Source organism: Candidatus Poribacteria bacterium (assembly GCA_021162805.1).
In the GTDB taxonomy this organism is placed as follows: Bacteria; Poribacteria; WGA-4E; order B28-G17; family B28-G17; genus JAGGXZ01.
Map to the genome: position 1 here is coordinate 1 of JAGGXZ010000220.1, position 24,661 is coordinate 24,661.

At 53.6% G+C, this 24,661-nt stretch carries 20 protein-coding genes; 17 read left to right on the top strand and 3 right to left on the bottom strand.

All coding sequences use genetic code 11. The features are described from left to right. Window positions 1-223: 223 nt before the first annotated feature. Window positions 224-1,867, top strand: coding sequence for a long-chain fatty acid--CoA ligase (locus J7M22_17980; GenBank protein ID MCD6508494.1), 1,644 nt, complete (start codon window positions 224-226; stop codon window positions 1,865-1,867). A gap of 12 nt (window positions 1,868-1,879) precedes the next feature. On the opposite strand, the gene J7M22_17985 is transcribed toward J7M22_17980, so the two are convergent. Beyond that, a complete protein-coding gene (locus tag J7M22_17985; protein MCD6508495.1) occupies window positions 1,880-3,256 on the bottom strand; it encodes an arylsulfatase in 1,377 nt (458 codons plus the stop codon). Window positions 3,257-3,847: 591 nt separating this feature from the next. On the opposite strand from J7M22_17985, the gene J7M22_17990 reads away from it, so the two are divergent. From J7M22_17990 to J7M22_18065, 16 genes are all read left to right on the top strand, one after another. Continuing rightward, the gene (locus J7M22_17990; protein ID MCD6508496.1) at window positions 3,848-4,579 is read left to right on the top strand and encodes an Ig-like domain-containing protein; all 732 of its coding nucleotides are present in this window, start codon (window positions 3,848-3,850) and stop codon (window positions 4,577-4,579) included. 94 nt (window positions 4,580-4,673) lie between these two features. Then, window positions 4,674-7,715, top strand: a complete 3,042-nt coding sequence (locus J7M22_17995) for a right-handed parallel beta-helix repeat-containing protein (protein MCD6508497.1) — start codon at window positions 4,674-4,676, stop codon at window positions 7,713-7,715. 170 nt (window positions 7,716-7,885) lie between these two features. Continuing rightward, complete coding sequence (locus J7M22_18000; protein ID MCD6508498.1) at window positions 7,886-8,839, top strand: hypothetical protein; 954 nt, start codon at window positions 7,886-7,888, stop codon at window positions 8,837-8,839. A 93-nt stretch (window positions 8,840-8,932) separates the two neighbouring features. Then, complete coding sequence (locus tag J7M22_18005) at window positions 8,933-9,700, top strand: fibronectin type III domain-containing protein (GenBank protein ID MCD6508499.1); 768 nt, start codon at window positions 8,933-8,935, stop codon at window positions 9,698-9,700. Continuing rightward, entirely contained in the window at window positions 9,697-12,705 is a 3,009-nt protein-coding gene (locus tag J7M22_18010; protein MCD6508500.1) for a hypothetical protein, read from the top strand. The genes J7M22_18005 and J7M22_18010 overlap by 4 nt, the downstream gene beginning before the upstream one ends. A 14-nt stretch (window positions 12,706-12,719) precedes the next feature. Beyond that, window positions 12,720-12,911, top strand: a complete 192-nt coding sequence (locus tag J7M22_18015) for a 4Fe-4S binding protein (GenBank protein ID MCD6508501.1) — start codon at window positions 12,720-12,722, stop codon at window positions 12,909-12,911. A 59-nt stretch (window positions 12,912-12,970) separates the two neighbouring features. Beyond that, window positions 12,971-13,966, top strand: coding sequence for a MoxR family ATPase (locus J7M22_18020; protein ID MCD6508502.1), 996 nt, complete (start codon window positions 12,971-12,973; stop codon window positions 13,964-13,966). 14 nt (window positions 13,967-13,980) lie between these two features. Further along, on the top strand, window positions 13,981-14,844 hold the full coding sequence (locus J7M22_18025) for a hypothetical protein (GenBank protein MCD6508503.1): 864 nt from the start codon (window positions 13,981-13,983) through the stop codon (window positions 14,842-14,844). Between the two features lie 3 nt (window positions 14,845-14,847). Further along, on the top strand, window positions 14,848-15,876 hold the full coding sequence (locus J7M22_18030) for a class II fructose-bisphosphate aldolase (protein ID MCD6508504.1): 1,029 nt from the start codon (window positions 14,848-14,850) through the stop codon (window positions 15,874-15,876). 8 nt (window positions 15,877-15,884) lie between these two features. Beyond that, window positions 15,885-16,859 carry an NTP transferase domain-containing protein gene (locus J7M22_18035; protein MCD6508505.1) on the top strand — a complete coding sequence of 325 codons (975 nt, stop codon included), beginning with the start codon at window positions 15,885-15,887 and terminating at the stop codon, window positions 16,857-16,859. After that, complete coding sequence (gene holA / locus J7M22_18040) at window positions 16,856-18,259, top strand: DNA polymerase III subunit delta (protein ID MCD6508506.1); 1,404 nt, start codon at window positions 16,856-16,858, stop codon at window positions 18,257-18,259. Before J7M22_18035 ends, holA begins: the two co-directional genes overlap by 4 nt. A gap of 5 nt (window positions 18,260-18,264) precedes the next feature. Then, window positions 18,265-18,531 carry a hypothetical protein gene (locus tag J7M22_18045; protein MCD6508507.1) on the top strand — a complete coding sequence of 89 codons (267 nt, stop codon included), beginning with the start codon at window positions 18,265-18,267 and terminating at the stop codon, window positions 18,529-18,531. Then, the gene (locus J7M22_18050) at window positions 18,521-19,702 is read left to right on the top strand and encodes a putative DNA binding domain-containing protein (GenBank protein ID MCD6508508.1); all 1,182 of its coding nucleotides are present in this window, start codon (window positions 18,521-18,523) and stop codon (window positions 19,700-19,702) included. Before J7M22_18045 ends, J7M22_18050 begins: the two co-directional genes overlap by 11 nt. A 5-nt stretch (window positions 19,703-19,707) precedes the next feature. Then, entirely contained in the window at window positions 19,708-19,911 is a 204-nt protein-coding gene (locus J7M22_18055; GenBank protein MCD6508509.1) for a hypothetical protein, read from the top strand. A 12-nt stretch (window positions 19,912-19,923) separates the two neighbouring features. Continuing rightward, a complete protein-coding gene (locus J7M22_18060; GenBank protein MCD6508510.1) occupies window positions 19,924-20,226 on the top strand; it encodes a hypothetical protein in 303 nt (100 codons plus the stop codon). A gap of 100 nt (window positions 20,227-20,326) precedes the next feature. Then, window positions 20,327-23,317 (top strand): UvrD-helicase domain-containing protein, encoded by a 2,991-nt coding sequence (locus J7M22_18065; GenBank protein ID MCD6508511.1) that lies wholly within the window; start codon window positions 20,327-20,329, stop codon window positions 23,315-23,317. A gap of 95 nt (window positions 23,318-23,412) precedes the next feature. Here J7M22_18065 and J7M22_18070 read toward each other — a convergent pair whose 3' ends face one another. Both J7M22_18070 and J7M22_18075 read right to left on the bottom strand, forming a co-directional pair. Then, entirely contained in the window at window positions 23,413-24,063 is a 651-nt protein-coding gene (locus J7M22_18070) for a glycosyltransferase family 39 protein (GenBank protein MCD6508512.1), read from the bottom strand. A gap of 10 nt (window positions 24,064-24,073) precedes the next feature. Beyond that, a partial coding sequence (locus J7M22_18075) for a hypothetical protein (protein MCD6508513.1) occupies window positions 24,074-24,661 on the bottom strand: 588 nt, incomplete at its 5' end.

Consider the following 24,661-nt stretch of genomic DNA (forward strand, 5'->3'; position numbering starts at 1 on the left):
ATCCTGATGTCGGCTTTGGTGCATTTTGTCCCCTCCTGGTAAGGATTTTGGGAACAATTATACGCCAAAGCCCTTACTTTTCTCAAGTACTGATAATCCCCATGTGGTCCAACCCATTAGGGGTGAAAGAGATGAAAGCACGGCGGACAGTAGCCATAGATACTATACTCAAGGGAAATAAGAACGTTAGACACATTTCCCAGATGGAAACAAGGGGTGGGAGATGGAAAAGGTGTGGTATTCCTTCTATGACGAGGGCGTTCCGAAAAGCATTCAATATCCAGATCTTCCTCTCTATGATCTCCTCGACCGATCAGGGGAAAGTTACCCGGAGAACGATGCCCTGATCTTCATGGGCAAGAGGATAAAATATCGGAAGCTGAAGGAATTGACGGATAGGTTTGCCAGGGCCCTGATCGATCTGGGAATCGAGAGGGGAGATAGGGTCGCCCTCTTTCTGCCCAATTGTCCCCAATATGTGATAGCCTTTTACGGAACCATCAAAGCGGGAGCGATCGTCGTGCCTAACAATCCTCTGCTCTCCGGAAAGGAATTATCCTATCAGATCGAAGATTCGGGTGCCAAGGCCATAGTAACCCTGAACCTGAAGATGCTATACCACAAGGTTATGGAGGTTAAAAGGGAGGTAGGCATTGAGAACGTGATACTCTCCTCCCTGGAGAAGTACCTTCCGTTCCCCAAGAACGTTCTCTTTCCCTTGGTGAAAAGGAGGGAGATATCGAAGGCGGGTGGGGATGTCCTCCGGTTTGAAAAGCTCCTCGAAGTGGAGGCGAAGACGCCGGAAGTTAAGGTCGATCCCGGAGATGTGGCGGCGATATTCTACACCACAGGGACGACGGGAAAACCCAAGCCAGTCGCCCTTACCCACAGGAATCTCGTCATAAATGCCGTTCAGTGTAAGGAGTGGTTCGGGGTGGAGGAAGGGAAGGAGATCTTTCTAACGCCGCTTCCGTTCTTCCATACATATGCCCTGACGACGGCCCTGAACGCTCCATTCCTCACAGGCTCAACCGTCATCATGACGCCGACCTTCAACGTGAAGGAAACCCTGAAATTGATAGCCCGCTATAAACCCAATTACTTCGTCGGGGTTCCGCCCGTCTTTGAGGCCATCAATCGATATCCGGAAACGCCGAAATATGATTTCTCCTCGATCCGATTCGCCGTGAGCGGCGCCTCACCGTTGTCTCAGGAGACGCTTTCAAAATTTAAGGAGCTGACCGGGGTTGATCTGATCGAGGGATATGGTCTGACGGAGGCCTCACCCGTGACCCACTGTAACCCGAGACGGGGAAAGAGAAAAGGGATAGGCTTGCCCTTTCCGGATACCGACTGCAAGATCATCGACCTGAAGACCGGTGAGGAGCTGCCTCCGGGGCGGGAGGGTGAGCTCTGCATCAAAGGCCCTCAGGTGATGCCGGGATACTGGAGAAGGGAGGAGGAGACAAGGGAGGTTCTCAAAGACGGTTGGCTCCATACGGGGGATATCGCCAGGATGGACGAGGAGGGTTACTTCGAGATAGTCGTCAGAAAGAAGGATTTGATAACCGTTCGTCTCCCCGAAGATATGGATGGAATTCACGTTTACCCGGAGGAGATAGAGAGGGTTTTAATCCAGCATCCCAAGGTGAAGGAGGCGGGAGTGGTTGGCGTCCCCTCACCGCTGGGTGAGAGGATAAAGGCGTTCGTGGTCAAAGCGGGGGAGGTCACAGCCGAGGAGATCATGGACTTCTGCAGGAGGAACCTGGCACATTACAAGGTGCCGGAGATGATAGAGTTCATAGAGGAACTCCCGAAAAACATCATGGGCAAGATCCTCAGAAGGGAGCTCCGCGAAAGGGGATGAGCTCTTCGCGCCCTAACGCCTCCGAGGTATAGGGAAGTTCGGCGAATCCAGATGTGCTTCTCGCATGATCTTCGATATCTCGTTCACGATATCGAGGTGATCCGCTGCTATGTTCCTTCTTTCACCTATATCCTCGCTGAGGTTATACAGTTCGATCTTCCTATCCAGATGCCGCACTCCCTTCCAGTCGCCCATCCTGACGGCCTGATCGAACCCCCTCTCATAAAACTCCCAATACAGGTATTCATGATCTCCTTGTTCCTTACCGAGCAGGGCCGGCAACATGGAGATCCCGTCTATCCCCCTAGGCGATTCCACCCCCGCGATCTCCGCCGCTGTCGGGAGGAAATCCCAAAAGGCCCAGACCTGATCGCTCACGCTCCCCGGCTTTATCTTCCCCGGCCATCGCACGATCATCGGCACGCGTATGCCGCCCTCATAGAGATCCCTTTTGATCCCTCGCAGCGGTCCGGAGCTTTTGAAGAATTTGGGATCATGCCCGCCCTCCCTATGTGGTCCGTTATCGCTGGAGAAGAAGATCACCGTCTCCCCGTCGATTCCGAGCTCCTTCAAAAGGGAGACGATCCTGCCCACATCCCTGTCCATCCTCGTAACCATGGCTGCGAAGTTTTTCTCCACCTGAGGCCATGATCTGTCCGAGTAGGGTTCATCCGATGGCACCTCCATGCCGTTGCCCGTTTTCCTCCCCAGCTCGTTGTTGGCGTGCGGAATGGTATATGCCAGGTAGAGGAAAAAGGGATTACCCCTGTTGCGTCTGATGAATTTCAGTGCCTCCTCGGTGAATAGATCATGGGAGTATACCCCCTTCTTTCCGTTCATGTTCTCCTTGATCCAGTATTTCTCCATGTTTCTCCAAAGATACTCCGGGTAATAGTTATGTGCCCGTCTCTGATTGAGATAGCCGAACCACTCGTCAAACCCTTTCAGATTTGGCACCCCGGTGGTTCCCGGCTCGCCGAGACCCCATTTCCCGATGATCGCCGTGGTATAGCCTGCGCCTTTAAGTATTTCGGCGACCGTGACGTCCCGAGGACGGAGCGGGATGAGTTTGTTGCCTCGAACGCGGGCATGTCCCATGTGGAATCCCGTCATAAGGGCGCAACGTGAGGGGGCACATACCGTGCTTCCGGCATAGCATTGGGTGAACCTGATCCCCTCTGCCGCCAGAGCATCTATATTGGGAGTTTCGATAAGCCTTTGGCCGTAACATCCCAGATCTCCATATCCCAGATCGTCCGCCAGTATGAAGATTATGTTCGGCTTACGACCGCCGAGGTTCGGATACTTTCCGAAAACCGCTGAACCTCCCAGGGCCATAACGCCCGCCGTTCCGACGCCTAAGGTGTAGAGAAATCTTCTCCTGTCCATTCCTTTCCTCCTCCCATGGATATTATAAGGATCGTTCATACCGTTCTCCTGTTTCCCGCCTCCTGTCTCCTAAAGGAAATTCGGGCGTAAGGGTTTGAGAAGCGATTTTATCACCCTTGGAGATGAGGATCAAGTCATCCCCGATGAAGGTAGGGGCTAGGCATTCTCTTGAATGCCTAGCCCTTATACATCTTGGCGAATTTTTCTTGACCTCGCCTCTTGATTTTGGTAAAATAGGCTGTGTTAGAAAGTTCGCTCATATTTTCGGTGAGTGTAGCAGAGAGCTGATTTGCGTAGTGCGTAATGCGTGCGGCGTAAAGCGCCTTACGCTCTACGCCTTGCGCACTACGCTTGATGGATAACCGCTACACTCAAGGGAAATAAGAGCGAGAAAGTTAGATAGGGACATGGAGTTAATGAAGTTCGGATGTTCTCATCTGGAGGATCGTCGAGATGTGTTTCGGGAACTCATGTGGATTGAAAGCTGCGGTGTGTAGGATATATTCAATCTCGCCTGATTTAGCCAGAGGGTTTCCCGTTTCATCTCCCTCATAGCTCCATGCCTCCTTGATATTGGGGGGTGAGGTTTGAATGGTATATCGTGTGATTTCCACCCGTTGTGGGGTGATTTCCCTCTTTCTCCTTTTAGGTTTTCTATCATGGAACTTCGCCTCGGCCCAGGAGGATGACGTTCCTCCTCGGATTCTTTACACCAACCCGTCCGACGGAGCCACGAATGCATCGATAAAGATCAACTTCTGGATACAGTTCAGCGAGCCGATGGATCAGGACTCGGTATTAAGGACGACGGTGGATCTGGAGGATCTCACCACAGGACAGAAACTGGCGAACACATCCTTACGGAATCTGGTGGACGGTGGTTTTCTTCGGGCGAGCTTCAACGATGCCGGGGATAAACTGACGCTCACATCGGATATCTCGCTCTCACCCGGTCATACCTACCGCATCACGCTCAAAAACATCGTCGCAACCGATTTAGCGGGAAATCGCTTGTCTATAGATAAAACGCAATTTACATTTAGGACAAGAGGAACTGTATCAGAAGTTAGCGGGATCATATCGGAAAGTAAAACTTGGTCAGAGGATGTGATTTTAATAAAAAACAATATGCTGGTAATGGAGGGAGCGGTCTTAACGATAAACCCAGGAGTAGAGGTGATATTTGAAGGGAGCTACAACATAGTGATTGAAGGCAAACTCATAGCAAATGGAACTTCTGATAACTATATCATCTTCACATCATCAGGGGCTAGATGGGGGAATATAAAGTTCAGCAAAGGAAGCGAGGGTTCCTTCTCATAATTGTGAGTTTTCCAACGGTGGAAGTATCTCCACTGATTGGGACAGCTATGTCTCAATAATATCCAATTGCAAATTTGATGGGGTAGAACTCTCTTTGACTCATGGACAGGGGAAGGAGATAAGCATCACCAATAATATTTTCATCAACAGCTCGATAAGAGCTGATGCTCCAAGTGGGCGTGTGACCATCTCCAACAATACCATCACAAATGGTGGGATAACCTTCACAGGTAGGAATTCAGTTGTGTCCGATAATGTCATCAATAGAGGTGGGTCAGGAACAGGGATTTACTTTACCGTTCAGGGGACGGTTTCAAACAATAAGATTTCAAACTGCGATGTAGGGATATATCTTTACGCTGAGGGTTCCATCACAGTAGAAGGGAACACAGTGAATCAAAGCAAGATAGGAATAAAGGCCAACCCGGTATATGTGGCTCCGGAGATAAAGTTCAATAATATAGAGGCTTCAGAATATCTCATCTACCTTGAAGGATCAAGGCGGAATGCAAGGGTGATAAACGCGAAATACAACTGGTGGGGGACAACTGATGCCAGGATGATAGCTCAGAAGATCTATGACTTTTATGATGATTCTTCGAAGAGCTTAGTTGATTTCTCGCCTTTACTGTCTTCTCCATCCATATCTGTCACAGTTTACGATGTTATTAAGGTTATTCCAACCGGTTTCTCAGGGGCGGTTTCATCCCCCACAGTAACGCTCAATCTGGATGTTACCCCAACACCCAAGGAGATGATGATAAGCGAGGATCATACCTTTGCAGGGGCCTCCTGGGAACCTTATAGCCCAACCAAGGAGTGGACACTCTCCAACCCTGGAAACTACATTTACGCTAAATTCAGAGGAAGCCCTGAATCTGCCATCGCTTTCACACGGCTTCCCTTCTTCCATGCTCCCATCACGGAGGCGCTCACCGGCAAACCCGTGCTGATACGCGTCGTCGCCCCATCAGGGAGAGGTGTCGCAGGCGTGAGCGCCTTCTACAGGGTTCACGGTTCCGGCTCCTATACGGAGATCCCCCTCGTCAAAAGAGGCGGCGAGTATCACGGATTCATCCCCAAAAACGCCATGACACAGGCCGGGGTGGATTACTACATCCTCGCAAAGGACGGAGGAGGCAGGACGCTCGCAACCTACCCGTTCGAGAATCCGGAGAGCAACCCCATCTTCATCTCGCCCAAGAGCTCCATCGAGAAAACCCTTCACTCCGACCACAGGAATGTTATAGATTTCGCAGGGATGATGGAAATAGACATACCCCTGGGAGCCCTGAGAAAACAGAGAACCCTCGAACTCTTCATACCTCCGTCTCTTCCTGCCCCTCCACCCGAGGGACTCGCTGTTCCCCCTGGGATGATCTATGACCTCAGGTTCTCGGATGGGTACGACTCCTTCGAGAAGCCCATCAAGATGACGTTTCTCTACAAGGAGGACGACGTCACGGGAACCGGGAAGGATGAGGGAACCCTCAGGGCGTTCGTGTGGGACGAAAAGAGCGGCAAATGGAGATATGCCGGTGGGGAGCTCGATAAGGATACGAACAAGCTCTCCCTCCAGATCAAACGCACGGCGAAGATAGCCCTGTTTGCGGGATGTGGGGAGACACAGGTGCCCATCAAGAAGGGGCTGAACCTCCTCACAGTCCCCTTCCGCGAAGGGGCATATTCAGCCAGATGGCTGCTCGAGCGGATATCAGGGTGTAAGATCGTCACCCCATGGGATGCCGAAAGACAGCGATATGGCGACTCGACCCTCGCCGTGGGCGACGGCGGGATCATCGGGAGTGACTTCGAGCTTAAACCGGGATACAGCTATTTCGTCCAGGCGGACGAGGACATGACGGTTCCGTTCGGGGGTGCGCCGCTTTCAAGCCCGCCGCCGGTGAAACTTAGAAGAGGGCTGAACTTCGTCTCCATCCCCTATAAACCCGAAACATACGCCCCTGATCCCGAAAGTCTGATCCGGAATATCCCGAACAGTCGGGTCGTGACCCCCTGGGATGCCGATCTCCAGAAATGGGGCGACTCGGCGATCAAGGAGGGAGGACGGATAATTCCGCCGAGCAAGCCTTTCAGCGTAAAGTCATATGCCGGGTTCGTGGTTCAGGTCGAGAGCGATGTCCCCTCGTGGACTCCCGGCAGCCCCGCACCTCCGCTGCCGGTTGACCGTTCAGACAAGGGCCCGATCGTATTGCCCCCGCCGATTTCGACAAGGATCGGGTTTGTGAGGCTGACCGACATCTCGGCCACCTCCGCGGCGATCTCGTGGTTGACGGATCTCCCCTGCAGGGGAGCGGTGGAATACGGCCCAACCCCTGATCTCGGGCTCGCCGCCCTGGAAGACGGAGAGGGAAGGTTACACCGGATCGAGCTTACGGGCCTTTCGCCCGAGACGACCTGCTATTACAGGATAAGCGGCGATGGGAGGCTGTACACCTTCAGGACGACGAGGCTCACAGCTGGAGTTCCATACATCATCTACGGCGAGGTCTACGATGAGGACGGCTTCACCCCGGCGGAAGGCGCGATGGTCTACGTGAGGGTGAGGCGTGGTCACAGGGAATCCCTCACCTTGGCCGCTCTGGTGGATGAGGACGGGTTGTGGCAGGTCAATCTGGGCAATCTGAAGGACAGGTTCAGCGGCGGCGTCTTTCGATATATGTCCGGGGATCAGATTCAGATCGAGGTTCAGGGGGCGGATGGCGAAGGCGGGGCTCGGTATCCCGAAAGGGTTTTAGAGGTTAAAGGGCCGGAGTATATGGGGAGGGTCTCGCTGGTGGGAGGGCTCGTTCTGGAGGGCTCCGATGGCGGGACGATGCCTCAGCGGTCGGAGCTTCTGCAGAACTTCCCCAACCCGTTCAACCCTGAGACATGGATACCCTTTCAGCTTTCAGAGCCGGCGGATGTTGAGATAAAGATCTACGATGGTGTGGGGAGGCTCGTGAGGGTGTTGGATCTGGGACATCTCGATGCCGGTTATTATCTTGACAAGGACAAGGCAGCGCATTGGGATGGCAGGAACGAGAAAGGTGAGAGGGTGGCAAGCGGGGTTTACTGGTATTGCATACAGGCGGGGAGGTTCAGGGCAACCAGGAGGCTTTTGCTCCTGAAGTGAGCGAATGGAGGTGTTACGTGGGGCAGACCTACGTGTCTGCCCGTTATCATCGGGCGCAACACATAGGTGCACCCCTTGATAGTCAGGTCGAAAACGGATTAAAATTAAGCGGTGCAGGAGGATGGGATTTGTAGGAGTAGCACATCTCCACAGGGACAGAGGTTGGTGGGGTGAGAGTCAAATATGACGAGGGATGGAAAGAGGCGATCAGATCCTTCTTCCCTCATTTCCTGAGCTTTTTCTTCCCATCCATAGCCCGGCACATAGACACAACCAGAGGATTTGAGTTCCTGGACAAGGAACTGGGCAGAATAAGCAAGAGAGGGCTGAGTGGAAGGAGAGTTGACACGCTGGTCAAGGCATTTCTGAAGAATGGAGAGGAGAAATGGCTGCTGATTCACGTGGAAGTTCAGGGATACCCACAGGAGGAGTTCTCGAAGAGGATGTATGTCTACAACTACCGGATATTCGACAGATACAACAGAGATGTCGTCAGCCTTGCGGTGCTGACCGATGAGGATGATCGTTTCCGTCCTGGTCCATATCAGTTCATGATGGGGGACTTCCGCCTTGAGATGGCATATCCGGTGGTGAAGCTTCTGGACTACCGTGATAGGTGGGAGGAGATGGAGGGGGATATGAACCCCTTCTCTGTGGTGGTGATGGCGCATCTGAAGTCCCAGGAGGCGAGAGGGGAGGTAAGGGAGAGGTATGCCTGGAAGCTGAGGCTGACGAGGCTGTTGTATGAGAGGGGATATGGGAGGAATGAGATATTGAGCCTGTATAGGTTCATAGACATGGTGATAAGCTTGCCGGAGGAATTGGAGGAGTTGTATCATGAGGAGATACTGAGAGAGGAGGAGGTGAAGGGAATGCCGTATATCACAACTGCGGAGAGAATAGGAATAAGGAAGGGAATCCAACAAGGCATCCAGCAAGGCATGTTGGAGAATGCCAGGGAGATGGTTTTGGAGGCGTTGGAGGAGAGGTTCGGGGATGTGCCTGAGGATGTGGAGAAAGAGGTGCGGAGGATAGAGGAGAGGGATATCCTGAAGCAGTTACATCGCCATGCCATCCGGTGCGGCAGCATGGATGAGTTCAGGGAGAAGCTAACCATGATGTGAGGATATAGGGTTTGGAATGTGGGCTGATAGAGCCGTCCGATGGGTGCGGAGGCTACGAATTACCGCATCAGAGGTGAACAGGAGGTGTTAGGTATGAAGGGGATTTTAACGTTAACCCTTGTGCTTTGTGTGTTTATAACCCCCGCCTTCCCGATCACCATAAGCGACATAAGGGTCTCCAACCACTCCAGCTCATCGGTCGTCATCTCATGGATAACCGATGTGGTCACGAACGATAACAGGGTGAACTACGGCACGACGAAGGCCCTGGGCTCAACGGCGAGCGATACGAGGGTGGACGATACACATTACGTCGAGATAACGGGCCTGGACCCTGAGACGACATACTATTTTGAGGTGGTCTCCGACGGCACCACCGACGATAACGGCGGAAACAAATACGAGTTTAAAACCGCAAAGGTGGGAACCGGCACATCCTACGTCGTATACGGCAAGGTGTACAAGGCCGACGGGGTCACTCCGGCGGAGGGCGCGATCGTATACGTGAGGGTCACACATGGGGGCGTGGTGTCACACTGGCTTTCGACCCTATCGGATTCAAGCGGCAACTGGCAGGTTAATCTGGGAAACCTGAAGGATCCGACTACCGGGGATGTATTGGGATATGGAACAGGCGATCCCATGTATATCTTCTTCCAAGGTGCAGCCGACGGGACATCAAGCACCGACACCACGGTCAGCGGCTCCAGACCGCAGGGGATATCGGACACCTCACTTCCTGTCATACTCCTGTCCTTCACAGGGTCCTTTGACGGCAAAGCCGTGGAGCTTAGATGGAAGACGGATGAGGAGACGGACATCCTGGCATGGAACATCTATAGAAGCGAGGAGGGCGTATGATCCGCTTAAAAGACCTGTTCGTCGATCCACCCGTCCAGTTTCGTCCTATCCCTTTCTGGTTTTGGAACTCCAAGATGGATAAAGCCGAGATAGAAAGGCAGATCAGAATGATGGCTGAGGCCGGATTGGGCGGTTTCTTCATGCACGCCAGGTTTGGATTGGAGACCGAATACATGTCGGAGGAGTGGCTCGATTATGTCAGATACGCCGTTATGGTGGCGAAAAGGCTGGGGTTGAAGGCGTGGCTCTACGACGAATATCCCTTTCCAAGCGGCGTCGGCGGATTGAGGGTCACGGCCAAACCGGAACATAGAAACAAGTTTCTGGATCTGTTCGAATGGCACCTGAAAGGCGGACGGGTTGAGCTGAGGATGTCAAACGAGGGCGAACACGCCGATACGATGAAGGTCATAACCGCCTTCGCCATACAGGGCGGGATGTCCGACGGCATAGAGGATCTGCGTCGAAGGATAACCCCGATCGAGGTGATAAATGAAACGGTCAGGGCCGATCTGCCCGAGGGCGATTGGCTCATCGTGGCGCTGCCCGTAAGGAGATTAGACGATCCGCGCGGCAACGTCTTCGGCCCCGATTATCTCAATCCCGAGACCACCCGCTCCTTTCTGAAGATCCTAGACCTCTACGCCGAGGCGGTGGGGGACGAGTTCGGGAAAACCGTGCCGGGGATCTTCACCGATGAGCCCTGTCTGCTCGCATGGCATCAGAATCACACATGTTATAGGGTTCACCATGACGGCAGGATCGCCGTCTGGAGCGAGAAGCTGGAGGAAAGGTTGATAGAGAGGCTTAGACCAACCGGATACTCGCTTGAGGAGATGGCGATCGCCCTGTTCTACGATCTGGGAGAGGAAGGGAGGATGCTCAGGGAGGTCTACAGGGAGGAGGTGGCCGAGCTCTACGTCGATTCCTTCTTCAGGCCGTATTCGGAGTGGTGTAGGGCACATAACCTTAAGCTCACGGGCCATCTCCTGCTGGAGGAGGGGCTGTATTCGAACACGATTTTCCAGGGCGATTTTCCCCGTGATCTCAGCCACTTCGATATACCCGGGGTGGATCACCTCGGAATAGGATGTGAGGGAAGGTATGGCGGATGGGGAAACCTGCCGCTTATGAGCACGAACGTTCAGGGAGGGAAACTGGTCAGCTCCATAGCCCATCTTTATGGCAAGGAGGCGGTTTTGTCGGAGTCCTTCGGCGTGAGCGGCTGGCGGCTTTCGATGGCCGATATGAAACGTATCGTCGACTGGCAGTTCAGCTTAGGGATCAATTTCCTCTGTCCACATGCCTTCTACTACAGCCTCGAGGGGTTTCGGAAGACCGATTCGCCGCCATCGCAGTTCTATCAGGTTCCATACTGGCGACACTACAGGGCTTTCGCCGACTACGTGGCCAGGTTGAGCTTAATGTTGCGATCCGGAACGCATGTCGCAAAGGTGGCCCTCCTCTATCCTCTGAGGGACCTCTGGAGACATTTCAAATGCGGGGAACAGGGTGAAGGGGATAAGCTCATATCCGACTTCTTCAACTTCTACTGTCAGGAGCTTCTGAGGTGTCACTACGATTACGATATCATCCCCGAAGACTTCATCAACCTGAGGGCGATCGAGGAGGGAAAACTCTCGGCCGGCGACGAGAGGTATGAGGCGATCATAATCCCTCCCGTGAGCAGCATAAGCCATGAGATAGCCGAGGCCCTAGGCCGGTTCTATCGCGAGGGCGGCGGGGTGCTTGCAAGCGAGGTGACGGAAGAACTGGTGGAGGGTCTGAGGGATATTTCGGACGCCAGAGGTAAGCTAATCATCCTGCCCCAGGGGATCTCCTTCGCCGAGCTCAGATACAGGCTGAGGGAGATGTTGAGGGAACTGACCGAGCCCGATATCGAGATCTCAGTCCCGGATGATAACCTCCGCGTCGCCTCGGGGATCAGATACCTCCATAGACGCCTGGATGAGGGAGAGGTCTATTTTACTGTGAACACGACCGCCGAAAAGGTTCAGGCTGAGATAAGCCTCCCCGTCCGGGGAAGGCTCGAGCATTGGGATGCCGAGACCGGCGAGGTGTCATCGGTTCCCTTTGAGGTGGATGAGGGAGGGATTCGGTTCAGATGGGGTTTCGAGCCCTATGAGTCGGCCCTGTTCGTCATCCGGAGAGATGGGGGAACGGATGATGAGGTGAGGTCGAGGATAGACCAGAGGGAGCTTGAGCTGATCGACACATTGGATGGGGAGTGGGAGTTCAAGGCGGAGGAGCCGAACGCTCTGCCGCTTGAGAGGTGGGAGATGTCGATCCGAACTTCGGGCGATTGGACTCACTACGAGTATACCTCCCGTTTCAAGGCCGACTACATCCCCAGATCGCTCCTCCTGATGTTGGATGATATCGAGGGAAGACGGTCGTTTATGGAGGGGAGATCGCTACAGATCCTGATAAACGGTGTCCAGGTGGAGGGGATGGGTTTCCAGAACCACATAGATCCCAAATGGAAGACCGTTCAGATATCGCCCTTCCTCATAAAAGGCGAAAACGAGCTCAAACTCGTCTTTCAACATCAGAGCTGGGCGGGCGAGCCTCAAATTCTGACCTATCCGCCCAAGCTCCTCGGAGACTTCTCCCTGAGGAGAGGGGAAGAGGAATTCGTCATATCCGAGCCTCGAAGGAGAATGCCGGCAGGCGGATCATGGACCGAGAACGGGTATCCCTTCTATTCAGGGGTAGCCCTTTACTCCAGATGGATTGAGGTGCCAAAGGAGATCAAGCTCCTTTTCGTCGAAGCGGAGGAGGTTGCGGATATGGCCGAATTCATCGTAAACGGCAGGAATGTAGCCGTTCGACCTTGGCCTCCTTTCACGGCGAGGGTAGAGGATATGAGCGGCGGTGAGATCCTGCTGCAGATAAGGGTCATCAATTCGATGGCCAACTTCATCGAATCGGACCCCAAGCCATCGGGCCTGCTCGGTCCGGTGCGACTTTGGGGGATTTCATGATATGGAGGTAGTATATGATCGAAATATCGAGGGATATATGCGGTTACTGCGGCACCTGTGCAGGCGTGTGTCCCCAAAACGCCATAACCCTTCTGGATCTCTTCGTCGAGATAGAGCATGAGAAATGTATCCGCTGTGGGCTTTGCGTCAGGGCATGCCCGCTGGGCGCCTTAAAGCTGCGTGCAAAGTCATCCGATTGCCTTTGATACAGGGATATGCTAAAATAAGGCCGAAGCTCGATGAAAGGAGACCGAACTTGGACGCTATGGAGCTTAAACCGCATGAGATAGAGGCGGTGGAGTTTCTCAAAAAAGGCAGGGAGAAACTGCTCAAGGAGATCAGGAAGGTCATTATAGGTCAGGGTGAGGTCATCGACCAGATATTGATCGCCTTTTTCTCCAGAGGGCATTGTCTGTTGGTAGGTGTTCCGGGGCTGGCCAAGACCTTGCTCATAAGCACGATCGCCCAGATATTGGATCTGAAATTCAACAGGATCCAGTTCACCCCTGATCTGATGCCTTCCGATATAATCGGCACGGATATCATCCAGGAGGATATAGATACTGGCAGGAGGTATTTTAAGTTCATGCCCGGCCCGATATTCGCCAACGTGGTTCTGGCTGATGAGATAAACAGGACCCCTCCTAAAACCCAGGCTGCTCTGCTTCAGGCGATGCAGGAGTATAAGGTCACGGCCGGAGGCACGACATATGAGCTCGACCCGCCCTTCTTCGTTCTGGCGACGCAGAACCCGATAGAGCAGGAGGGAACTTACCCCCTTCCGGAAGCACAGCTCGATAGGTTCATGTTCAGCATCTACATGGACTACCCCTCCTCGGAGGAGGAAGAGGAGATAGCGCTAACCACCACTTCAGCCTATGAGCCGCAGCTTGAAAAGGTGATGAGCAAGGAGGAAATAATCGAGCTACAGGATGTGGTCAGAAGGGTGCCGATAGCCAGGGATGTGGTCCGATATGCCGTAAGATTGGTCAGAAGCTCAAGGCCGTCCGACGAGATGGCGCCCCCGTTCATCAGGGATTGGGTCGCGTGGGGAGCGGGGACAAGGGCCATACAGTATCTCGTGCTGGGAGCTAAAGCCCGGGCGGTCATGCTCGGCAGATATCACGCATCCTATGAGGATATACAGGCCATCAGCAAGCCCGTCCTCAGACATAGAATCCTGACCAACTTCAATGCCGAGGCGGACGGGATAACAAGTCTCGACATCATAGATAGATTGCTCGAGACCGTAAAACCGTAGGACAGGGTTATAACATGCAATATGATATAGCAGCCAAAGTCACACTGGAAAGAGGAAAGGAGGTGATACTGACCAGATTCCTGGGGGTGGAAGCCGAGCAGATTGAGTTGATCGAGGAATTGCCTGAGGAAACGGTGAGCCTTCGCAGGAGCGATTTTCCCATGCGGGTGACGCTAAAGGATGGCGAGGAGATAATCGTGCTTCTGGAATTTCAAACCGCCTTCAGTCGGGAATTCATCTGGAGGCTGATCGAATATACCATGCGGTTCAGGCTGAGATATAAGATCAAGGTGATTCCAGCGGTGATTATCTTAACGCCTTCAAAGCTGGCAACCGGATCCTATGAGGATGAGATCGTGTCTTTCAGGTATAAGGCGATCAGAATTTGGGAGGAAAACGCTGTCGACTACCTCAATGAGGAGGCGGTATACCCGTTTATTCCGCTCATGAGAGGTGGAGAAAAACTCGTTGATGAAGTTGAGGAAAAGATCTACGAATCCGAAGAGCTAACCACCGAGGAAAAGGGAGATATCCTGACGGCGATGGCCATATTTGCCGGTTTGAAGGATAAGGGGATGACACGATCCCTTATCGAGAGGAGGAGAGACATCATGATTCAATCGGTCGCTTATGAGATGATAAAAGAAGAGGGGTTAAGGGAGGGCATTAAGGAGGGATTGCAACAGGGATTACAACGGGGATTCCGTGATTCGATACTTCAGGTCTTGGAGGAGAAGTTCAGCATTGTTCCCTCTAGAGTGATCAGGGCGATAGGTCAGGTAGAGGAACCTGAGGTATTAAAGGTCATGCTCCGAGCTGCCTTGAAATCCTCCTCTTTGGAGGAATTCGAGGAGAAAATCAAAGCTATTTCAGGGTGAGACATGGCACTGGTTAACATGAAGGATATGTTGGAGGACGCGAAAAGGCATAAATACGCCGTAGGTGCCTTTAACGTCCTAAATATAGAATCCCTGCAGGGGATACTTGAGGCGGCGGTCGAGCTCAAGTCTCCCGTGATCATAAACATCGCCGAGGTTCATTTCGACTACGTGGACATGGAGGCGATGGCTCCCGTGGTGCAGCGCGCTGCACAGCTTGCCCCTATACCGGTGGCGTTGCATCTGGACCATGGGTTGAGCCTTCAGACCATCGTCAGGGCGATAAGATGTGGCTTCACCTCGGTGATGTATGACGGATCGGAGTATCCCCTCGAGGAGAACATCCGCCGCACCAAACAGATAGTGGACATATGTCATTCCGTCGGCGTGACCGTAGAAGCTGAGCTGGGACAGGTCACCGGCGGCGAGGGAGGAAGTAAGGAGGGAACGGTCGCTGAGCCCTCCCTCTTTACCGATCCACAGGAGGCCGCCATATTCGTCGAGGAAACCGGCGTGGATGCCCTCGCTGTGGCGATCGGAACCGTACACGGGCTGTACAAGGGGGAGCCGAAGCTGGATTTCGACCGTCTCGCCGAGATAGCCCGCCGCGTGAATATCCCCCTCGTGCTGCACGGAGGAACGGGGGTCCCGGATGAGGATTTCAAACGGGCGATCCAACTGGGCATATGTAAGGTTAACTTTTACACCCAGACCAGCATAGCCGCCGTTAACAGGATCAAGGAACGATTGCGTAAGGAGCCGGACCTGATAAAATTCCCCGAACTGCTCCTAGAGGCAAAGATCGGAATCAAAGAGACGGTTAAACGGCAGATACAGGTTTTCGGTAGCGTCGGGATATGCGATCATCCGAATCCACTGTGTAATAGCTGTCGCGCATGCCAGCTCGGAAGGAGCAGATTCGGAGAGGAAGAGACAGTGGTGCGGGGTGAGCCGACCTCCATCATTCCCGAGGAGGAACTGGTGGAGATAATCTCCAGGGTCACCGCTTCGGTGCTGAGGGAGATAGGATGATGGACGGATTGAAGGTCGTCATACCGGCCGCCGGGGCGGGAACGAGGCTCAGGCCCCATACGCATACCACGCCTAAAACCCTCGTCCGCGTGGCCGGTAAACCCATACTCGGCCATGTGTTGGACGGCCTCTCCACGCTGCAGATCGAAGAGCTGATCGTCGTCGTCGGCTATATGGGGGATAAGATAAGGGATTTCATACACGAAAACTACGATCTTAAGGTCACCTTCGTCGAACAGCCGGAACGGCTGGGGTTGGGCTACGCCATAAGCCTGACGAAAGAGGCCGTCGGCAACTCCCCCCTCTTCATCACCTTGGATGACACCATAATCGAGTTCGACCTGCACGGCATGCTCGAAAACGGCTACTCGGCTATAGGGGTCAAGGAGGTGGATGACCCCCGTCGCTTCGGCGTGGTGGAGCTGAAAGATGGATTCATCGAGCACCTTGTTGAAAAGCCGGATATCCCGCCCAGCAACCTGGCCATCGTAGGGGTATACTTCATCCGTAATTCCCCTCTTCTCTTCGAATGCCTGGACGAGATAATAAGGAAGGGGATAAAGGTCAGAGGCGAGTATCAACTCACCGATGCATTGCAGATGATGATCGAAAGGGGTGAGAGGATCAGGGCCTTCCCGATAGACGGATGGTTCGATTGCGGCAAACCCGAGACGTTGCTGGCGACCAACAGACATCTGCTTGAAAAGCAAGGGGATGAGTATGATGTGCCCGGCTCGATCATCATCCCGCCCGTCTTCATCGGCTCAGCGACGAGGATAGAGAGATCCATAATCGGTCCCTACGTCTCCATCGCCGAGGGGTGTTTTATCTCCAATTCGATTTTGCGGGATTCTATAATCAACGAAAACGCCAGGGTCAGCGATGTATTGCTGGATGGGTCGCTGATCGGAGCAAATGCCACCGTCAGCGGCAGACCATATAACCTGAACGTGGGCGACTCGTCGGAGGTGAACCTCAGTTGAAAAAACCGCCCCGGGTAAACCCCAACCTCGTCATAAGGGATATGAGGGCCGGCAAGGTATTGCCCCTCTATCTCCTCTGCGGCGAGGAGGAGTATCTGATCGAGACGACCCTGGGGAAGATGATAGAGGTGCTCCTGCCGGATGAAAAGGTGAGGGATTTCAACCTTGAGATCTTTGAGGGCGGAGATGTATCAGCGGGCGAGGTGATAGCGGCGGCTGAGACGTATCCTTTAGGAGCAGCCAGACGCGTGATCGTCGTCAGGAATCCGAGCTTCCTCACGGGGATCAAATCAAACGGTTTGGAGCTACTGCGCAAAGGAATCGAGCATTTTCAATCAGGTAACCTCTCCAGAGCAGCCCAGTACCTCTCCAGAGCCTTAGGCCTTCACCCGGAGGAAATGGAGGATGGGAGAAAACTCTCCTACGCCATATCCGCCTTTAAGTCCGAAAATGAAGGGAACCTGGATCAGGAGGAGGTCGAATTCCTCGACAGAGCCGTCGAGCTTTTCAGAGATGTGGAGGTGCCCTCATCGGGCGGAGGAAATGATACCGGAAGGTTCATGGATTGGATCAAATCCGGACTTCCACCGACGGCCGTGTTGATACTCATCATCTCAGGCCCTATCTCACTGCCCGCCGTCCTTCAGGAGGAGATACAGAGGATCGGGCTCGTGATAAACTTCGAGCATCTCCGATCGAGCTATGCCCTTTCCAGAGATCCGATGTTCAGGGCCGTCTCGAAGCATCTGGCCCGGTTCAACAAAACCATCTCCCCCGAGGCCTTCTCCCTTTTGAGGGAGAGGTGCGAGAACGATCTGGGACGTGTCTTCGAGGAGCTTGAGAAGTTGGTTCCCTACGCCGGAGATAGGAACCGGATAGAGGAGGAGGATGTGGATCGGGTTGTGCCCGAGTCGATCTCAAGCCGCATCTTCGAGCTGACGGACGCCATCGGGGGGAAAGACCTTTCAAAGGCCCTCAAGGCGTTGTGGCAGACGCTCCGAAGCGGCGAGCCGCCGATTAAAGTCCATGCCCTTATCACTCGCCAGATCAGGCTTATCTTTCAGGCGAAGCTCATAATGCAGAGGGGTATCATCAGGGGAGACATGCGTATGATGGATTACAGGAGGTTTTCCGAGACGGTCTACAGGAGCATCCCTGATATGGCCGTTAACCTCCTCCCGTCATCACGTCAATATAATCTGCTCAAACAGAAGCCGTTCCCCCTCTTTCAGGCCCTGAGGCTGGCCGATAACTTCACCGTAGACGAGCTGAAAAGGGATATAGAGAGATTGCTTGAAGCGGATATAGCCCTTAAGACCGGTCGAGCCAGCCCTGAGCTGATCCTGGAGGAGCTCGTCATAGATCTCTGTTCAGGGAAGGAATCCAAGGAGGGGAGGTAATCGAGATGATGTTCTTCCCGTGGATCTTCCCGCTAATCATGATCATCATTCCGTTCCTCCTCTTCGCATTTGTCTCATGGATCATCATCAGGACGGCGACCTCACCTTTCAGGAAAAAAGAGGATACAGCGTATTCCGGTCGAAGGTTCGAGACGATAAAATCGGAGGTGGATTCGCTGAAAAGGGAGATAGAGGATCTCAAGGATCTGACGGCAGAGCTGACGATACTCATCCATGACCGACTGACCGAGGTGAGAAGGGATGAACCTTGAGATGTTGAAAGAGCGCCTGGAAAGGGGGGAGAACCTGCATACGGAGTTCAAGATATGGCCCGTTCACCCTGATGATCTGGCCTCGTCCATCGTTGCCTTCGCGAACACGGATGGAGGACAGATCATCTTGGGTGTGGACGATAAGGGAGGGATCATGGGCATCGATGAGGACGAATTGGATCGGGCCGCGCAGTTCGTGGACAACGTCTCCTTTAACAACTGTGTGCCACCTGTGACGGTCGTTCAAGAGACGATTCGAGACGAAATGGGGCGGATAGTTCTGGTGGTCAACGTGCCGAAAGGCGATCTGCGTCCATATAGGACCAATCGGGGCGTTTACTACATACGCACCTCATCGGGACGTCGTCATGCATCACGAGAGGAGCTTTTGCGACTGTTTCAAACCGTGGAGAGCATATATTACGACGAAACGCCGGTGATGGGTAGTTCGATGGATGATTTGGACGAGGAAGCCGTTGAGGAGCTATTGGATAAAATCGAGGAGGAAGGATTTGAAGTGGCGGGTATTCCCAGAGCTCGACTACTTCGAAACTGGCGGCTGATCAAGGGGATAGACGACGAGGTTCACCCCACGCTGGCCGGCCTTCTCTTGATCGGTAAATCCCCCCAGCATTTCCTCCCCTATGTTTATATCTCGGCCCTTCGTATACCAGGGAGGGATATATCCCTAGAGCCGAAGGATCAAAAGCGGATTGAAGGCAGGCTTGTGGAGATGCTCCATGATACGATGAAGTTCCTGGATCTATATCTGGTGAGGGTTCATCGTATTCAAGGGCTGGAGCCTGAGGTGAAACCCGAATTCCCACTGGAAGCGCTCAGAGAGGCGCTGGTCAACGCTATGGTCCATCGGGATTATACCATTTCAGCGCCCATAAGGGTGATACTCTACGATGATCGAATCGAATTCCGGACTCCCGGACGGCTCCCCAACACGGTTACTATCGAATCTCTGAGGTTCGGAGTTCATGTCCTGCGCAATCCTACGATCTATAACATGTTTCTGAAAATAGGGCTTGTCACCGATGCGGGAAGCGGTATCCCCAGAATGATCCGTCTTTTACGGGAACACACGGGCCATGAACCTCTGTTCCGAATGGAGGGAAATGAGTTCGTCGTCATTTTCCCCCGATCTCAGGAGAGCGGGAGGTAGATGAAATGGGGTTTTGGGAGGCAATAGCACTCATAGTCATAGCAGTTGTGGCGATAAACGCCTTCAAGGAGATAAGGATAAAACGTAACGCCATTAAAGAGTCAGACCTCAAGGCTCTCGAACGGGATATAGAGCAGATGAAAAGGGATATAGCGGAGATCAAGGATTACATCGCCGATCTTATAATAAAGCTCCATGATGAGGGATGAGGAGGTAATAAAATGAGAGTTATGATGAGAGCTGTTGAGGCAATGGGAACAGTTGAATCCCAACGCCGAATAATTCTAGATGAGGAGCTGCCTATTATCGGTTCTAAACGAGTGCGGCTCATTATCCTGTTGCCTGAAGAAACTGATATAGATGAGATGGAATGGCTTCGGTCGGCAGCTCGAAACCCAGTTTTTGATTTTCTGAAAGATCCTGAAGAGGATATTTACACGCTTTCCGACGGGAGGCCATTCCACGCTCCGTTTACATCGTCTAATGACGGTTACAACCGCCTTGATTCGGCGAGAATTGGGTGAGTTGCCGCCACAGGTACAAGCGGAGGTGTCTGAGAAATTGCGAAAGCTGTTTGGGCTGACAGATGAAGCGAGGTGATGAGGTCTGGAGATACTGAGGGGTTTGAACGAAAAGCAGATCGAAGCCGTTCGACACATCGACGGCCCGCTCCTGGTCCTGGCCGGCCCGGGGACGGGCAAGACCAGGGTCATCACCCATAAGGTCGCCCACCTGATCCGGAACGTGAAGATCCCGCCCGAATCCATCATGGCCGTCACCTTCACCAATAAGGCCGCTGAGGAGATGCGGGAGAGGGTTATCAGATTGATCGGCTCCACCATCCACCAGATATGGATGGGAACCTTTCACGCCGCCTGCGTCAACGTGCTGCGCGAGGATTCCGAAAAGATAGGATTGGACAAACACTTCGTCATTTTCGATCGTCAGATGCAGGATGAACTGATATCGGAGTGTCTCAGGGATCTAAACATCGGCAGGGGACGGTATCAGATATGGTTCATCAGGGACATCATAAGCGCTCAGAAGGCGAAGATGAAACCGATGGAACGGCTGGAGGAGATATACACCCGCGATGGGGAGATCATCAGCGACCCCCAGGAGGTCGAAACCTTATCCGAGATCATAAGGCTCTACCAGGAGAAACTTCAGGGATATAAAGCGCTGGATTTCGACGACATCCTTCTCTATGCCGTTAGACTCCTCCGGGAGGTCGATGATGTTCGGGATAAATACAGGGAGAGGGCCGGTTATATACTGGTCGATGAGTTTCAGGACATCAACCTCGCGCAGTACGAGTTCCTGAGGCTTATCTCCGATGCCGATATGAGGAAATGCGTGACCGTCGTGGCGGATGAGGATCAATCGATATATAGCTGGCGCGGGTCCAGCCCTCGTTTCATAGACTCCTTCATCGAGGAGTTCAACCCGCGCGTGATCGAGCTGGAGATCAACTACAGATCAACATCTGACATCCTTGAGGCCGCCCAATCCCTCATACGACACAACCGGCGCCATAGAACCAAAGATCTCTCCCCGGATAACTCCAGCGTCGGGAGGATCATCCATTACACCGTCGATACCGCTGAGGAGGAAGCGAACCTTGTGGCGAGGCTGATCACAAGGCTTATCAGGGAGGCCAGATACTCGCCAGGGGATATAGCCATCTTCTACCGAAGACATGCCCTCGCGGACACGCTTGAGGAGTTTCTGGCCCGCAGCGGATTTCGGATCACCAGGGTCAAACCCGAGGCAATCCTGACGGAAAGCGTCCTCGGGAAGCTGATAGCCCTTCTGAGGTTCATCAACTGGGGCCTGGATTTGGATCTGGAGAGGGCCATGAACTTCCCCAGGACGATCGTAGATGAGCTCCGTTTCGCGAAGCTGAAGAAGCTGGCAAGGGTGGAGAGAACGGATCTGGTCACGCTGATCGACGATCTGGTCGGACGATCCGGGCCGCTGGGGCCTCTGACAAGGGCGGAGCTCGGTAGGTTTATGGATTTCGTTCACTCGCTCTCCGAGCTCGCCGGCGAGGAGAGGGTGAGCCGGATCGGAATGGAGCTTTTCAAGAGGCTCGAGCCGATGAGATCACCCTTCAGGAGGGATGATGTGGATCTGATACTCTCCGAGCAGGTTCCGATCGAATCGGCAGCCGATGTGATCCATAGCGCCCTGCTCCGCGGCGAGAGCTTCCATATCAGTTATCAGGGTGGGCTTGATGAGAGATGCGCCGCCGTTCTCCTTGAGAGGGTTCTCGGAGGATATCTCGGGGCGGAGATCTCCGAGGACGGGCTTCCCATAAGGATAGAGGGGAAGATCAAGCTGGGCGATCCCCAAAACCCCATCGAGGTCGAAACCGTCGGATCGTTGACGCTGATGTCGTTGAACATATGCAGGAGGGTGGTCGAATACCTCGAACGGCCCGATCTGGGGGACGTGGTGGTCTACGATCTGGAGACCATAGGCAGCGATCCGCGAAGGGCGGAGATCATCGAGATAGGGGCCTTGAAGCTCGACGAGCAGGGCAGGGAGGTGGGCAGGTTTTACTCGCTGGTCAGGCCGAAGACATCTATCCCCAGATCCAGCACGCTCGTCCACGGGATAACGGATGCAGAGGTTAAGGACGCCCCGTCGATAGAGGAGATCCTGCCCGATTTCCTCGATTTTATCGGCTCCGATATAATCGCCGGCCACAACGTGGAACAGTTCGACAACCTCGTGCTGGATAGAGCCCTGTCGAGATATATGAACACAAGGCTTTCCAACGTGACATATGACACGATGAAGGTGGCGCAGAGGCTTTATCCGCGGGAGAGCGGTGAGCTCGGCGCCTTGGCGGAGAGGTTCTCCATAGATCATGGACGACTCCATCGGGCGCACAGGGACGCCGAGCTGACCGCAAGGTTGATCAGAAAACTTGAGGAGGAAAGCGCCAGGCGAAGGATCGTCGAGAGCATGCTCGATCTGTTGCCGCTCGTCGCGGTGGGAATCAAGGATTCAGGGGATGAATCGCCGATTGCTCAGGCATATCTGAGGGCCGCCGCCAGGTATCTCAAAACTACCCCTATCTCCGTTGCGCTTGATCCGATGAATGAGGATGAATCGGCGGAGATCATCCTGAGAGATGTTCGCAGCATGATGATAGGCGAGGATGCCGAGGATACGGAGTGGAACGCCGCCAAATCCGAGCTGATGAACAGGATCATACGGTTCGAAAACCAGAGCGCCGATAAAAGCCTTTCGGCCTTCCTGGACTATCACGCCCTGCTGGCGGGGGTGGACGAGTACAGAGCCGAGAAGGACAAGATCACGCTGATGACGCTTCACTCGGCTAAGGGGACGGAGTTCCCCGTCGTGATAATCATCGGCATGGAGGAGGGTGAGCTGCCGCTTTACAGCTCACCTCTGGAGCTTTTAGAGGAGGAGAGACGGCTCTGTTACGTCGGGATGACGAGAGCCAAAGAGAGGTTGTATCTGGTCACGGCGCTCTGGAGACGGGGGATCACCGAGGGGAGGGTATCCCGCTTCGTAGGTGAGATACCCCCGAGATTGATGGATCGCTGGGCCAAGCGGGGGTCTGTCAAGAATTTTGTGTAAAATCCTCCTCATAATCCCAGAAGCCTATGTTCTCCCTGACGGTGAGGATATAGTGGGCGAAGTCCTGAAATGATGGATCATCTCTACAACTCAGTTTATTTGTCTAATGTGGCCGTGTTATTTACCTCGCTGCCATGAACGGCGAAGAAGAGCATCTGGGAAATCCGTTTGAGAAACATCTGGGCAATTCCGGCAAGAACGGCATAGAAGATCCGCTTTTTCAGCGAAAGCGCCTCCAGAGATCGGGCGAAAAAGAGGAGGACGCATAACCCAAAGAACAGGCATAGCGAATCCCGGTCGGCGTATCCCGCCGAGCTGCGGATGAAAGCAGAGGGGACAGCGGCAAGTAGAAAAACGGCACCCGACGCTGTCAGCCGATCAAATAGCCCTTTAACGAGGAGGTAGAGTGCCACCTGGGAGAGAGCGAACCATATGAGTGGGTAGATCAAAGCCGCGTCAGATAGGGTGAATGAATGGCGTATCCATCGTACCGATTTGTAAATCCAGGCAAGAAGGTAAGAGGAGAGGCTGAGTTGACGGGTGAGATCGCGCCCGAGGGGGGCCCACCGCATCATATCCCGCTCGGGCAACCCCCCGGTTTCAGCGATGATCTTCGCCTGACGGACGAAACGGTAGACATCCGTATCGAGCCAGCCATCCCGAACGAGAGGAACCACCTGCAACCGCAGGTAAATCCCCAGGGCGATAGCAATCCCCACGGCCAGCGTTAGGAAAACCCGTTTCACCTGAAATCGCTTAATAATTCCGGAGATCAATGGTGACTACTTCAGATGGCTCACTCTGTCCGGGAAGCCGTAGCCATATCTCCTCCACGCCATCCCAACCAAGACATGGACCGGGAGGAAGCTTCGCCTTCTCCTCCCATACCTTTAGGAGCTCCTTTTTGAGCTCCAGCCTCCTCTCCTTGGAGGGTTCATTTTTCATCTCCTGGATCAAACGCTGTTCTTTCTTTAGGAGCTTTTCCTGATATCTCCACTCCTCCGGCGTGAGAGGTCTGGGATTGGGATTCCTCCACGAGGTGAGAATACGATACTTCTTCCCTCTAACCAGCTTGAGCGGGACTGTCCGACCATCCGGCAATTTATAGTTCCAAACTTCCACAAGCGGATAGAGCTTGCCCTTATATAGATAATATCCCTTTGGCACCTTGGGTGTTCCAGATCCCTTCACCCCTTCGCTCTGACTCTTCCCTCCCAGCACTTGAGCCTCAACCTCTTGCTCCCCCTCTTCCTGTGATGTGATGGATTCCGAAGAACCGCTGTCCGTCGATAGACCCTGAAACTCCTCTTCAAGTTCCTTGGACTCATCAGAGAAAGATGTCTC

Excerpts from the sequence above, each read along its gene's own strand:
- J7M22_18030 (MCD6508504.1), top strand. The coding sequence starts at position 14,848 with ATGGCACTGGTTAACATGAAGGATATGTTGGAGGACGCGAAAAGGCAT.
- J7M22_17980 (MCD6508494.1), top strand. The coding sequence starts at position 224 with ATGGAAAAGGTGTGGTATTCCTTCTATGACGAGGGCGTTCCGAAAAGC.
- J7M22_18045 (MCD6508507.1), top strand. The coding sequence starts at position 18,265 with ATGATGTTCTTCCCGTGGATCTTCCCGCTAATCATGATCATCATTCCG.
- J7M22_18055 (MCD6508509.1), top strand. The coding sequence starts at position 19,708 with ATGGGGTTTTGGGAGGCAATAGCACTCATAGTCATAGCAGTTGTGGCG.
- J7M22_18010 (MCD6508500.1), top strand. The coding sequence starts at position 9,697 with ATGATCCGCTTAAAAGACCTGTTCGTCGATCCACCCGTCCAGTTTCGT.
- J7M22_18050 (MCD6508508.1), top strand. The coding sequence starts at position 18,521 with ATGAACCTTGAGATGTTGAAAGAGCGCCTGGAAAGGGGGGAGAACCTG.
- J7M22_18015 (MCD6508501.1), top strand. The coding sequence starts at position 12,720 with ATGATCGAAATATCGAGGGATATATGCGGTTACTGCGGCACCTGTGCA.
- J7M22_18060 (MCD6508510.1), top strand. The coding sequence starts at position 19,924 with ATGAGAGTTATGATGAGAGCTGTTGAGGCAATGGGAACAGTTGAATCC.
- J7M22_18020 (MCD6508502.1), top strand. The coding sequence starts at position 12,971 with ATGGAGCTTAAACCGCATGAGATAGAGGCGGTGGAGTTTCTCAAAAAA.
- J7M22_17990 (MCD6508496.1), top strand. The coding sequence starts at position 3,848 with ATGGTATATCGTGTGATTTCCACCCGTTGTGGGGTGATTTCCCTCTTT.
- J7M22_18005 (MCD6508499.1), top strand. The coding sequence starts at position 8,933 with ATGAAGGGGATTTTAACGTTAACCCTTGTGCTTTGTGTGTTTATAACC.
- J7M22_18025 (MCD6508503.1), top strand. The coding sequence starts at position 13,981 with ATGCAATATGATATAGCAGCCAAAGTCACACTGGAAAGAGGAAAGGAG.
- J7M22_17985 (MCD6508495.1), bottom strand. The coding sequence starts at position 3,256 with ATGGACAGGAGAAGATTTCTCTACACCTTAGGCGTCGGAACGGCGGGC.